The 13,329-nt window shown below is 33.8% G+C and carries 13 protein-coding genes and 1 pseudogene; 9 read left to right on the plus strand and 5 right to left on the minus strand.

Translation table 11 applies throughout. The annotated features are described in order from the left end of the window. Positions 1–59: 59 nt before the first annotated feature. From ltrA to ACB089_RS11250, 3 genes and pseudogenes are all read left to right on the plus strand, one after another. Positions 60–1,835 (plus strand): group II intron reverse transcriptase/maturase, encoded by a 1,776-nt coding sequence (gene ltrA, locus ACB089_RS11240; protein ID WP_374967545.1) that lies wholly within the window; start codon positions 60–62, stop codon positions 1,833–1,835. Between the two features lie 303 nt (positions 1,836–2,138). Continuing rightward, positions 2,139–2,708, plus strand: a pseudogene (locus ACB089_RS11245) (recombinase family protein). A 350-nt stretch (positions 2,709–3,058) separates the two neighbouring features. Beyond that, on the plus strand, positions 3,059–3,877 hold the full coding sequence (locus tag ACB089_RS11250) for a hypothetical protein (protein WP_374966471.1): 819 nt from the start codon (positions 3,059–3,061) through the stop codon (positions 3,875–3,877). A gap of 293 nt (positions 3,878–4,170) precedes the next feature. Here the strand turns inward: ACB089_RS11250 and ACB089_RS11255 are convergent, their stop codons facing one another. The 3 genes from ACB089_RS11255 to ACB089_RS11265 form a co-directional block, all read right to left on the minus strand. Next, the gene (locus ACB089_RS11255) at positions 4,171–4,380 is read right to left on the minus strand and encodes a hypothetical protein (RefSeq protein ID WP_374966472.1); all 210 of its coding nucleotides are present in this window, start codon (positions 4,378–4,380) and stop codon (positions 4,171–4,173) included. Positions 4,381–4,691: 311 nt separating this feature from the next. Further along, positions 4,692–4,871: a hypothetical protein gene (locus tag ACB089_RS11260; protein WP_374966473.1), complete on the minus strand. Its 180-nt coding sequence runs from the start codon at positions 4,869–4,871 to the stop codon at positions 4,692–4,694. A gap of 1,792 nt (positions 4,872–6,663) precedes the next feature. Continuing rightward, positions 6,664–6,909 carry a gamma-type small acid-soluble spore protein gene (locus ACB089_RS11265; protein ID WP_374966474.1) on the minus strand — a complete coding sequence of 82 codons (246 nt, stop codon included), beginning with the start codon at positions 6,907–6,909 and terminating at the stop codon, positions 6,664–6,666. A gap of 185 nt (positions 6,910–7,094) precedes the next feature. Between ACB089_RS11265 and ACB089_RS11270 the strand changes: the two genes are divergently transcribed. Both ACB089_RS11270 and ACB089_RS11275 read left to right on the plus strand, forming a co-directional pair. After that, a complete protein-coding gene (locus ACB089_RS11270; RefSeq protein WP_374966475.1) occupies positions 7,095–7,316 on the plus strand; it encodes a hypothetical protein in 222 nt (73 codons plus the stop codon). Positions 7,317–7,789: 473 nt separating this feature from the next. Beyond that, positions 7,790–8,167, plus strand: coding sequence for a hypothetical protein (locus ACB089_RS11275; RefSeq protein WP_374966476.1), 378 nt, complete (start codon positions 7,790–7,792; stop codon positions 8,165–8,167). 149 nt (positions 8,168–8,316) lie between these two features. Here the strand turns inward: ACB089_RS11275 and ACB089_RS11280 are convergent, their stop codons facing one another. Continuing rightward, complete coding sequence (locus ACB089_RS11280; RefSeq protein WP_374966477.1) at positions 8,317–8,916, minus strand: excalibur calcium-binding domain-containing protein; 600 nt, start codon at positions 8,914–8,916, stop codon at positions 8,317–8,319. A gap of 145 nt (positions 8,917–9,061) precedes the next feature. Beyond that, complete coding sequence (locus ACB089_RS11285) at positions 9,062–9,622, minus strand: DUF5067 domain-containing protein (protein WP_374966478.1); 561 nt, start codon at positions 9,620–9,622, stop codon at positions 9,062–9,064. 424 nt (positions 9,623–10,046) lie between these two features. Between ACB089_RS11285 and ACB089_RS11290 the strand changes: the two genes are divergently transcribed. The 4 genes from ACB089_RS11290 to ACB089_RS11305 all read left to right on the plus strand — a co-directional run bounded on the left by ACB089_RS11290 (position 10,047) and on the right by ACB089_RS11305 (position 13,293). Beyond that, a complete protein-coding gene (locus ACB089_RS11290; protein WP_068984419.1) occupies positions 10,047–10,472 on the plus strand; it encodes a thioesterase family protein in 426 nt (141 codons plus the stop codon). Between the two features lie 11 nt (positions 10,473–10,483). After that, the gene (locus ACB089_RS11295; RefSeq protein ID WP_374966479.1) at positions 10,484–10,858 is read left to right on the plus strand and encodes a DUF423 domain-containing protein; all 375 of its coding nucleotides are present in this window, start codon (positions 10,484–10,486) and stop codon (positions 10,856–10,858) included. A gap of 720 nt (positions 10,859–11,578) precedes the next feature. Beyond that, on the plus strand, positions 11,579–12,784 hold the full coding sequence (locus ACB089_RS11300) for an EAL-associated domain-containing protein (protein ID WP_374966480.1): 1,206 nt from the start codon (positions 11,579–11,581) through the stop codon (positions 12,782–12,784). A 308-nt stretch (positions 12,785–13,092) separates the two neighbouring features. Next, on the plus strand, positions 13,093–13,293 hold the full coding sequence (locus ACB089_RS11305) for a cold-shock protein (protein ID WP_068984416.1): 201 nt from the start codon (positions 13,093–13,095) through the stop codon (positions 13,291–13,293). Positions 13,294–13,329 lie beyond the last annotated feature (36 nt).

Raw genomic sequence — 13,329 nt, forward strand, 5'->3', positions numbered from 1 at the left:
CAAAAGGAGCCACCGACTTGTTAAAACGAAAGAAATTGAGGCATAGCGAGTATTATGACATGCAGTATCATCTCGATACGTTATATGCTCAGAGTGCTAATGGTCAAAATTTTTATGATTTAGTAGAGCTGATGCAATCGGATGAAAATATCCGACTTGCCTACCGTAATATTAAGAAAAATACGGGTAGTCAAACTTCTGGGTTTGATGGGCTTACCATCAATGACGTAAAAAGCCTTCCCATTTCAGAAGTCATCGAGAATGTACGGAAAATGTTTTCATTCTACCAACCGCAAGCTGTTCGACGTGTCTTGATTCCAAAGTCAAATGGAAAAACTCGCCCGCTAGGTATTCCAACGATTTGGGATAGATTGTTTCAACAATGTATCTTGCAAGTGTTAGAGCCAATATGCGAAGCGAGATTTTATAAGCATAGTTACGGATTCAGACCGAACCGTAGCACACATCATGCCAAAGCACGCTTTGAAACATTAATTAATCGAGGATGTTTCTATCATTGTATAGATGTTGATATAAAAGGCTTTTTCGATAACGTGAACCATGCGAAACTGCTTAAACAAATGTGGGCAATAGGGATTCGGGATAAAGCTTTATTATCCATTATTTCTCGATTATTAAAAGCAGAAATTGTTGGTGAGGGTTTACCGATAAATGGTACACCACAAGGTGGGATTCTCTCTCCATTGTTATCAAACATCGTATTAAACGAACTTGATTGGTGGGTTAGTCATCAGTGGGAAAACTTCCAGACAAAAAAAGTCTATAAAACACCACCTAACAAGATGCAAGCCTTAAAAAAGACCAACCTAAAACCTTGTTATATTGTCCGTTATGCGGATGACTTTAAAATTTTATGTCGAACTCGTTCACAGGCGATAAGAATGTATTATGCGGTAACTGATTTTCTGGGAAATCGCCTCCATTTAGAGGTTAGTGAAGAGAAATCAAAAGTAGTAAATTTAAAGAAAAACTCCTCAGAATTTTTGGGGTTTCGCATAAAAGCCCATCGAAAGAAAACAGCGAAACGTACGCTATATGTCGCACACTCTCACATGACGGAAAAAGCATTGAAAAACGCTCAACTAACGATTAAACAAGCTGTTAAAGCGATTCAGAAACATCAATCAGTAGAAAATGTATGGCGGTTTAATACGGTTGTAATGGGGATTCAAAATTATTACGCCGCAGCGTCACACGTCACAAAAGATTTAAATAAGCTGAACCACTGCACACATCGAACTATGCATAATCGACTGAAAGAAATGAGAAAAGAAGCAACGTTCACAGACTTCACGAAATCATTACAGAAACGGTATAAAGGATACGAATGTAAGTTGTACAAGATTAAAGAAATGATGCTCGTTCCTATTCACGCCCAACGTTGCCGAGTTAATCTCAATTTCTCACAGGACATTTGTAATTATACTACCAAAGGTAGACACAAAATCCATCGCAATCAACGAGCGATTCCTAAAGAAACCCTCACTTATGTGATGAAACAATTTATTCCACAACGCTCTATTGAATATAATGATAATCGCATTAGTCGGTTTATTGCTCAATATGGAAAATGTGCTGTAACTGGTGTCTCACTAGGTTTAAATGGTTGGCACTGTCACCATAAAACACCGTATTATTTAACACAGGATGATTCCTATGGCAATTTAATGATTATCCACGAATCAATTCACCGACTAATCCACTTAAAAGACCTCGAGAAAATACAAATGCTCCTCAAAGCATTGAAATTAGATGAAAAGCAACTATTGAAAGTAAATGAATTGCGTAAGCAATGTCTGAACGCCACAATCTGACTCTAAGTAGTAACTTAGCCTACACATAAAATCTGAATGAATTGGATTAATGGGAACGCCGTATGCTGGGAAACTCGCACGTACGGTGTGAAGTGGGGGAAAAGCCGGAGATAACGTCAAAGGCTTACCTATCACTATAATAGCTAGAAAGATTTATCCATCTCATACGAGGTGGTCTTTTTTATTTACAAGATGTCAAAACTTAACATCATTAAGGTCATTTGGTAGATGTAGTAATATCAAGGCATCACGCAGTGTCATAACTTAGGCTCGTAAAAATGGTATAAAAATGAGAGGTTTTTTATGATTTACGGTTATGCGAGGGTATCCACTGTATCGCAAGAATTAGATGTTCAGCTCCAGGCATTAGAGAATGAAGGAGCAATAGTTATTTACAAAGAGAAATTCACAGGAACGAAAACAGATTGACCTCAATTAAATGAGCTGCTGTCTAAATTAAAAGAAGGTGGCAAGCTTGTTGTAACCAAATTGGATAGATTGGCTCGTAACACTAAAGAAGGCATCGAGATCATTGAACAGTTATTTACAAAAGGCGTAAAAGTACATGTGCTTAATGTTGGATTGCTTGAAGATACGACAATGGGGCGTTTCTTTTTACAGACGTTAATTGTTGTAGCTGAAATGGAGAGGAATCTTATTATTGAACGTACTCAGGAAGGGAAAGCCATTGCTAAACAGCAACCAGAATTCCGTGAAGGCAGGCCGAATAAATACACTAAAAAACAGTTAAACCATGCTATGAGTTTACGAAATACTCATTCATTTAAACAAATTGCTGAAATCACAGGCATTTCTATTAGTACGTTAAAACAAGAAAATAAAAAACTGAGAGAAAATGTTATTGGACGGTAATGGCAAAAGTTTTACCCTCATTTTTTTATTTGTTTTATGAAAGAGAACTCTTGGAAATTAAATTATAGGCCTTTTACGTCGTTACGGAAATTATAGAAGAAACAGCAAATAGAGAACAACCAGTGCCGTTATATAACTGGCTTCATAATGTGATAGTCGTACACAAATAAATAGTAGATCAAATTTAGAAAATTGGTTTGAATGGTCGATAGGTGAAGTTATGTTATGGAAAAACAATCTACTTTTGTTAGATTTTTGACACCCTTAATTTCTATTGATAAAATATTACCTTTATTAGTATATAGTTCTAATAAATTATCTTTTCTAAAATAAAGTTGAGGGGGAGAATAATGAAAAAATTATTTATTGTGTTCCTAGCAGTAATTGTATTTGCGGTAGTAAATCCAACAAATTCAGAAGCAAAAGTGGTGTATAATGGAGCAGAAATTGTCAAAGGGCAAACAGGGAAAATGACGTTTTCAAAAGATGTGAAAGTGTACAAGAAAAACGTCAATGGACAGTTTGAATCGATGTTAGTTAAAAAGGGAAACTACTTCCGCGTATATAATATCGAAAAATACAATGGGCAAACGTATTATTGGATGAGCTCTGGTTATCGTGTACAAGCAACGGATTTAACAGTATTTATGGCGATTCCATTTGAACAGCGTGTACAATTTTATGATAACCCAGCATATTTGTGGATAAATAGAGATAAACCATTTAAATCATTTTACATGGAAGATGATAGTTCGGGGACTCATACACATTCCTATTACACGTATTTAAATATTTGGGGAGATTTTAAAATTGAACAAGGAGAGCTTGTCCATACCTATAATATGGGTTTTGTAGGTGGCGGTATTGAAAGAAATAAAATTGATCCAACTGACATTCAAATAATAGAACCTGAACTTGTTAATACGGATACATTATTTATTGTAACAAAGGATACAGTGCAGCATATAAAACCATATTTAATTAACAATAATGATTATTATCAAAGAATTGCTGGTCAATTGAAAGCAGGAACTGTTCTAAAAAGTGAAGGCTTTAAAATTGGCAACTATTACGCAGTGAATTTAACTGAACCACAACCAGAATTTTACACCAGAACATTTTTCATACCTCAAAACTATGTAATTGAAAAAGCTACTTTAGAGAATTAAGGTGCCAATAGTATAGAAGGTTTATTAAAAGAGCTAAGAAAAGATTTTTATGATAAAAAACGTCTTTTAGCTAAGAAAAACATCGAGGTTGTGAAGTGGGTTAAAGTTGATGAATATTTCAGTGATGTAGTTATTAAAACGGCTGGAGAAGATGAAGTGTTACGTTTTGCAAAGTAAGCTCTAAAAACGAATGGAGAAGAATTAATTAGTGAATATCTTTATAAATGAAAACCAGGTACTTAAATGAGTACCTGGTTCAGTTTGTAGACAATTTTAAATTTCTTTGATTTTGTCTACGACATTCTCATAATAAAATCAATCATGCTCGTAATATCATCTGATATAACTAATAAAAACACTAAGACACTAGTGACGATTGCATATTTTTTTGCTTTTGTATCAGCCTTATTGAAGGTAACAATAATTGTCTGCAAGCTAAAAAAAACAACTAATGACCATAAGAGTGGTTCAATGATTAAACCAAATAAACCTTCTATTGTCACTAAAATAACCTTCTTTCGTTAGTTAAGGTAATTAAAATGAAGAATCAACCCAGTAAGTGTCATCCTTTACTCTTAAATATACATAATCTGTGCGTAGATTTCCATCTTTTTCATATATTACCTGTTCTTTTATTCCACCATATGCTGAATAATCTAATGTTTCCGTGTCACGAAATACACCTTGATTCTAGAAAATTCCATTCATAACCATCCACAGATTCCTTGTAAACTCTAGAGATTTTGTCATAACCCCTATTACGCAACTATATCCTGAACAGGTATTCCAACTCCCACCAAGTGGTACCACTAGACTAAGGTGTTATTAAATCAGTATCACTATTGATTGGCGGTTCAATTACATTGCCTTCCTCACCATAAAAAGTAGCTTTACTGAAATCAACTCCAGTTACTGAACTATCTGAATACGTCGTGATTTGAGAATAAGGAGTTGGATGTTCTGTATCCAAACTTCGTTTAATAGGGTTAATCATCTCATTCTCTTCCTTTTCAAAGAAAGCGTTTTGTTCTACAAAACCTTGATTACTAAGAGAATCTACGAGATAAGGGTAGATAGGGACGGACCTATAATACATGAGGAAGAGTCGTATTTAATCGAGACAAAAGAAGCCATGAATAGCTTTATATGAAAAAACCCCCACCCATTATGAACTGCCACCCCAATCGTTAGACCAAAAATCTAACGATTGGGGTGTTTTTATTTTGAGTGACTTGTGATAAGCCTACCGCAATTGTCTGTGAAGAATGATATGCTATTTAACTTCTATTTCAAATACTGTGGCATCATCGAATGAAATAACAGGCTTATAATGAATTTCGATTTTTCCACCTTCCATTATACCTAAGTGTTGAACATCTTGAACTTTCTGACCACTGGCAACGGCTTCCATACTGTTATCTAAAGCATATGATTACTAAGTTTAGGTTTAGCTGGATGCGGAGAAACAGAAACAGAAACAGAAACAGAGAAACAGAAACAGAAACAGAGAAACAGAGAAACAGAAACAGAAACAGAAACAGAAACAGACACTACACAACTCGTACAAGCAGATGCAGAAAAGAACAAGGAACCGAAAAATGCTACCGAGCATTGTAAAAGGGAAGCTAGGACATAAAAAAACTCATCGATGTGATAAGTGCGAATACTGTCGGCTACAAAGAAGTTAGAAAGTACATTCGAAATTGAGTATTTACTAGATTAGGTGGTGCAATTGGATGAATGATGTACAGACCAGAGATTTATTTCCAGCTTGGATTTTCAGAAATGCGGAGGGTAATGATAAGATCAGTCGCTTGTTGCTGGAATGTAAGACTAAACTTGTCATTTCTTGCGCTTACCCGGGAAATTATTTCTTATTTCCTGACCTGAGAAACCACTTTCCATATAGCTTTTGGTAAAGCAGATGCTATACAGCAACTTACTGGATGCGTTGGAGGTATGACGCATGAATACAGTTAAACAACGTAGAGCAAGGCTAATCAATCAGCAGGACCACATAGCTTTCCTTGAGTGCCGAGGATGCCCGAAACGAAAAGCTTATGATCCAACCAAGAAATGTAGAAGATGCAAGACTTATAGGCAACTACGGAGCGTCGGGACTTGTGCAGATTAGTTGTTTGCGTAGGTGGGGTAAGTGAAGGTTTGAAAGATTTTGTTCAGTAAAAAAGATGGAATTTCCAATCTATGTATACTACTTATTTAGCTTGTTGGATATATTTCTTAGAATTTCGTTTTGTTCCTCCTGCAAGCTGTTTTGTTTCTCATGTAAGTTGTTTTGTTCTTCCTGCAAGTTAATGAATTTAATCAAAAACCAAATTATAAATATAAAAAATAATATTACAAGCATTATTCTAATAAAACCCCTTTTTGTGTGATTATACCATAATTATAAAGTGATTGAGAAAGAAGGGAATTGACAAACATGTCAGAAAGTTATTGTGCAGAAAGAGCGATTAGATGAATCAATATGAAGAATGTCCTGAGTGCGGAAATAAACAATTGATTATTGAAGTTGAAGAAGTTTCTAGACCTAGTTACTCAGCTTAGACAGGGAAGTTAATAAGTAAGGGACATTGCTTTCATACTAATTGTTGTCAATATACTGTCGTTGTGGTTGGTTTAGTGAGCCGACAAAATATCATGAGAGTCTTTCAGAAATAATAACAAATAGACCTTAATAGGAAATACTGAACACTTTTTCTAATATTCAGCAAGTGAAAACAAAAAACCGGCAAAAAAAGGTTGCCGGTTTAGGATCAATCAACTTAATTTGTATTGTTTTCGTAACCATTATTTGCATTACTACCAGAAGCTTGGTATTTGTTAGCTTCTGCTTGTTGGATTTGTTGTCTGACTTGGTTAACATCAGTCTCAGTCCCGAATTCTTCGTTCATTGAGTTCATTGCATTCGGAGTTGCGAATCGACCAGAAGCTTGATTTTTGTTAGCTTCTGCTTGTTGGATTTGTTGTTTGATTTGGTTAACGTATTGGTTGTTGTTATTATTTGGCATGGATTTCACCTCCCGAATTTAGTCTGTTCAGAAGATGTTTTATTATCCTTAGATTTTTTCAGGTTTGAAAATTTGCTGAATCAACAAACTATATTTAATAACCAAAAATCCCTAGATATTCACAGAATAAAATATGGCAAAGTTGCTCACGATAAACTGAATATTTTCTAAAGGGGATGGATTTAATGTTCAATCGTTTATCAGCACATAATGGCGTATTTAGATTACCTACAATACAGCGGAAAAACGACAAAGAGTTAGATATTGCTATTGCTGATCTTGAAGCAAGAGGGTTTCGTTTAGTAAGACGTGGTACTCAAAACAAACGATTAAAAACGCTTAATCGATATAAATGTGATACAACATGCAATAAAGTCTGGGCTGTTATGGAAAAACTTATGTTTTGAACGTATTGAGAAAAGTTAGTTAAAAAATAAATAAAAAAAAGCAACAGCGAAGGGAGAAGCTGTTGCTTTAAATCAAGAGAAAACTTCATGACAATATTAATTTTGTACACATGTACACAGTTTGTTTATTTATATATTAAAAAAGCCGCTGCGTCGTCACACGCTACAGCTCCGAATTCCGAATTGATTATCAATGCCAGCTTAACATTAAAGACCAAGATTGCATAATTGGTGTCTTGGTCATTTTCTAATTCATGATTAAAATTTTACATAACACTCTTCATAAAATAATGAACCTCTTATTTTCCGTATATTTTAAAAACAGAAATAAACTTCCTATTTGCTATAGTGTTATAGTTTAATAGAGTGTGACATAAATGATGAATTGATTTTTTTACATACTGTTGGATCATATCTTATTGCTTTGGCATTTTTAAAGCATAAAAAATTAATAAAGGTTGTGAAGTGTCATTTTGAAAAACAAAATTATTTCAGCTGTAATTACATTAATTTTAGGAGTATTTATTATTCCATTATTTATTGGGTATACATACAGCATTGCATATGGTATATATGGTACTGCATTTACTGCACCGGCTATGCTTGTAGCTGTTGTGGTATCAGTTGTGATTGAAAAATACAGTAAAAATAAAAAAGTTCTAATCATGTATATTAAGCATTTATTTTGTGCATTAATTTTTTCACTATTATTTAGTTTAGTTAATTTTAATATTGATACTTTTAATGATACTATTTATCTATCTTCTTTAATGGGTAGTATTTATATAACAATATTTGTGATCTTTGATTATTTGTTAAAAAGTTTAAATAAGAGTAATAATTCTGGATAATTATGTATATTTCGGAAGTTGTTGAATCTAAAAAATAGAAAGCAATCATTAAGAACTGTATCATTTATAGGTTTTTGTTTTGATAAGGTTTACGAAGTAATAAACAAATAACCAGGTGCTCGAATGAGTACCTGGTTATTTATTAGAAGTTATTTATCACAAGCTAATCCATCACCGTCTCTATCTAGTTTAGATGAATATGCAGGATCTCCTTTTCTGATATTAGAGAATCCAGCGGCTTTAGCTTCACTACAATTTTTAAAATTATAACTTTTTTGTGGTGCGTTGTTTGATTGTTGTATAGTTTCTTGTTTCTGACTTTCTTCAAGTCTTTTTTGCTCTTCTTGTTTTCTTAATTCCTCTTGTTTCTTTAATTCTTCTTGTTTCTTCAACTCCTCTTGTTTTTTGCGCTCGTTTTCTTGTTCTTCTAATTTTTTATTTTCTTCTTTAATTTTTTTCTCATACTCTTCTACTTTTTTATCTAATTCTTTTTCTTTTTCATGAAGTTCTTTCTCGAATTTTTGTAATTCTATTTCTTTATCATTTAATTTTTGTTCTTTCTTTATCAATTCTTCCTTCTGAACACTACTTACACCATTACAACAAGATGAAAGTAGGATTAAAATTAGGAAAAATAACGTTATGATTACGCGTGTTGCTTTTGTGAAGTGTTTATTTTTCCACATTAAAAATAAACCAACTGGAAAGAAGATGATTAAAAAGAAAATAGTCCAAAACTTAGTTTGCATTACTGCTACCTCCTGGAAAATTATGTATAACAATGGTAATTATATCAAATATGTAAGCTGTGATTTGTAAATATTAAACAAGAAATCAAGGAGAATAAAAAAAGTCACTCATTTGAAAAATAATGAGTGACTTTCTTCTATATTATTATTTTATAGCGAATTCTTTTTTTCCTAATTCTTTACCTTCGTAACCTTGTATAGCTACTAATGTTACAGGTGTTTCCAAATCTTCGAGGTCATATGCAATGGCGTTTTCTACAGTTTCATCTTTTTTGATATTTTCTGACACTGTTTCTATGAATCTGTCATCAGGTAAATAACCAACTCCTAATTTGTTATCAGCGTTTGGATCACCTTGAATTGCAGTAAATGTAGATTGCCATGCCAACCCTGGATCTATCTCTTTGTCGCTTTGGTTGGTTACACTATACCAGATTGCAAATACTGGTGTTTCACCACGTTCGTTACCTTTTTCACCCACAGGAATTACTTTTGTTTCAGTGATGTTTATTTTTAAATCTCCTCTTTTTACTTCATTGTCTTTGAAATAAACATCTTCACTTTTTGTTTCTTTAGCTGTATCTTTTTCACCAGTAGATGCAGTAGTTTCTTCTTTTGGTTTTTCTTCCTTTGTTGTATCTGCGCCACACCCAGCTAATCCAAGCGATAGTACTAGTGCTGCGCTAAAAATCAATTTTTTCTTCATTTGTAAAGTAGTCTCCTTTAATGTGTATATTTGCATCAATAAAATTATATCAATATTGGTAAGTATTGTATTTTTTGGGTATCCACTAATTTAATGGACAGTTCGTTGTTCTCAGATAATAGAAATGGACATAAAAATCACTCATTCGAAAAAAATGAGTGATTTTTAAATGATTATATATTTATAGTATTGTACCTGCTCGATGCTGTTGTATTTTATGTTAAAAATAATGGTACCCCACAGTACCCCAATTAAAAGATTTTATACGAGTTTATATGGAATAGAGATAAACATATAATAAATTTGTTTTATCAATAATCATCACACTTAATCGAACCATTGTTTTTCACCTCACAAAATTCCATAGAGCAAAAAACCGCCAAATCAATATTTTTACGCTATAATGAAGGACGAGGTGAAGAAAATGTTTGTTAGTGAGAAACAAATTGAAATTCGATATGCTGAGACTGACCAAATGGGCGTGGTGTATCATGCCAACTACATCATTTGGATGGAGATTGGTCGTTCACAGTTAGTAAATGATGCAGGCTTTGAGTATGCAGCGTTAGAAAAAGATGGTTATGTTTCACCAGTGATGGATTTATCCATTTCTTATAAGGCAGCTATGCATTATGGTCAAGTAGCAACTGTGCGTACATGGGTGGAAAAACATGATCGTTTACGTACAACATATGGCTATGAAATTTTACATGAAGATGGCACAATAGCTGCGACTGCTCAGTCCGTACATATTTTAGCGCATAAAGATACGTTACGTCCGGTATCCCTGAGTAAAATTGATCCAGCATGGGATGCAAAATATAAAGAAATCGCATGTGAGACGAAATAGGAGACGTATATATGGAAATGTTATTAGCTTTAGGGGCTATTATGGCTTGTCTTGGTGTTGTGCTAGGCGCTTTTGGGGCACATGCACTTAAAGATAAATTTGCGTCACCACAGTATGCAGCCATTTGGGAAACTGCGGTACAATATCATATGTATCACTCATTAGGTTTATTGGGACTGGGTATTTTATCTAGTGACGCCCTTTTAGGAGCATCTAGTATGCTTTCTTGGGCAGGTTATTTAATGTTTGGTGGTATTGTGTTTTTCTCTGGTAGTTTATATGTTTTAGCTGTTACAGGCGTGAAAAAGCTTGGAGCGATTACACCAATCGGCGGTATGTTATTTATCGTTGCCTGGGTGCTAGTTGCTATTTCAGCATTTGCTTAAGAAACAATTAAATATCGATCTAAACAAAATTAAACGAGGTATACTAGCAGATGGTATGACCTCGTTTTTTTGCATGTTGTTTGAAAGACATGAAGCTTGTGGAGATCCCTTAATTTCCCGCATCGTGTTAGAATGGCTGAAAGACGAATCCTGACGCAATTATACCGAGCCATATTGATCATGAAAAGAAGTTAAAGCGACAATAGCTCAATTAATTTGAATAAATGGGCGAACGACTGAAAATATAAGTAAATTGGATGAATAACTCTAATTATCACGGCATTCGTTGCGGTTAGTTGCATAAGTTATAGTGATAAAGAAATTTTTACATTTTTTACACAGCAGTATATGAGAAACAGTGATCCTTATTTTAGAGGGATGGTCAATTTAGCATAAAAGTCATTTAGTGTGATATTTTCAGCAAAATGTAATTTGACATAAGTTGACGATTTAATGTATTAGAAACTTAATAAAGTAATTTTTTTAGGATCCCTTATTGTAAAAATGAATTGGTAGCTACCTCGTTTTAAAAACAGTTTGGTGATTTTTGTCTGAAAATTCAGAACAGTTATTTCCATCAAATTATGCCAAGTGAAGTTGCGAATTTACCATAAACGAATTATTATACAGTCAGAGAGCTTTTTTTATGAAATGAGCTGTGAATGTAATGCTATTCTTGAATAACAGTTATGGCGTTATTCATGTATGGGGGTTTCGACAATGGACGCAATTGAAGTGTTAACAAATTTAGATCAAATACATGGGTATTTTCAACCTATATTTAGCGCGGATGCGCATACGGTGATTGCCTACGAAATTTCCGGACAGTTACAAATTGAAGGTCAACAAATTAATTTAAAAGATTTTGTAAATAATGAAGATATTCCAGAAGAGTACCGTATTGACATGGAACATAAAATTCTACATTCTGCATTAGCAAGAATAGAAGAAATTGCACCGGAATTTGATATTTATATTCCAAGTAATCCGAACGTACTGATGCAGGATTTCGGCGAAAGTCACTTTAATATTATTCAACAATATATAAGTGAAGAAGAGTTACATCGTATTGTGTTAGTTGTTTCTGAACACCGTTTTTTAGGTGACATTAATAAGTTGCATCATGCACTACGTTACTTTACGACTTTTGGTGTGAAAATTGCCGTGCAAGAAGTGGGAGCGGAGAGTCATTTAGAACATATTGCTCTATTATCCCCACAAATTTTAAAGGTTAATATTCGAGATTTAAATTATGATTCGTGGTCTGCTCAGTCGGATATGATATCAGCAATAGGTAGTCTAGCTTATAAAATTGGCGCAAACCTCTTATTTGAAGGAATCGAAACTGTTTATCAATTACAGTTTGCCTGGAAAAATGGAGGGCGCTTCTATCAAGGACGATACTTAGCAAATCCTGCACTGACATTTGTTGAGAAAGATATTTTAAAGGAGCGCTTTAAAGAGGAGTGCCAGCAATTTATTACCACTGAAAAGAAAATATTAGAGGCGCAATATTTTCAACTGAAAAAACTGCGGGAGGAGCTAGAAGCAATTGTTCATCGTATTAAGCCTTCTAGTGATAACATTTCACATTTAGAGCATTTAGCTAAGCTGTTGGATAGTTATTCATTCAGGTTGTATATTTGTAATGAAGATGGCTTCCAACTATCTCCAAACGTAATGCGTATTGATGGACAGTGGGAATTGCAGCCTAGTGCCATTAAGAAAAACTGGAGTTGGCGTCCATATTTCCTACAAACCATCATTAAAATGCGCAACGATCAAAGCGGGGAAATTTCAGAGCTGTATCGAGATATTGAGACAGGGGAAATTACGAGAACGTTTTCAATTGCTATCAATGAGCATGAGTATTTGTTCGTCGATCTTTCCTATGATTACCTTTATGAACACAGTATATTTAGATAGACTTATAAATGCTTATATATCAAGGTTTCAGGGGTGCAAATTTAATTTGTACCCCACTCTGTACCTCAAATTTGAAAATTGTTGATGGTCATTTAGCTTAGTTGATAGTTAATAAATTCGCTTTTACACTAGACAAATATGATTTTTTAACATATAATTGATGTAATAGAATCGTTTACAAGGGAACAATGAATTCACATATTACAAAGAGTAATCGTGTTTTGTTAGATACTTTTTGTAAGATGTGAATTTTTTTCTTTTGTAGTAATATGATTTTATTTAATACAATTAATGGAGGTCATTTAAAAATGGCACAAGGTACAGTGAAATGGTTTAACGCAGACAAAGGTTTTGGTTTCATCGAAATGGAAGGCGGAAATGATGTATTCGCTCACTTCTCAGCTATCCAAGGTGACGGATTCAAATCACTTGAAGAAGGTCAAAAAGTTGAATTCTCAGTAGAAGAAGGCCAACGTGGACCACAAGCTGCAAACATCGTAAAACTATAATTTTTAATGAAGAAAACCACTCTTAGTAGAGTGGTT

Origin of the sequence: Lysinibacillus sp. RS10 (assembly GCF_041956855.1) — a bacterium.
GTDB classification, from domain to species: Bacteria; Bacillota; Bacilli; order Bacillales_A; family Planococcaceae; genus Lysinibacillus; species Lysinibacillus xylanilyticus_A.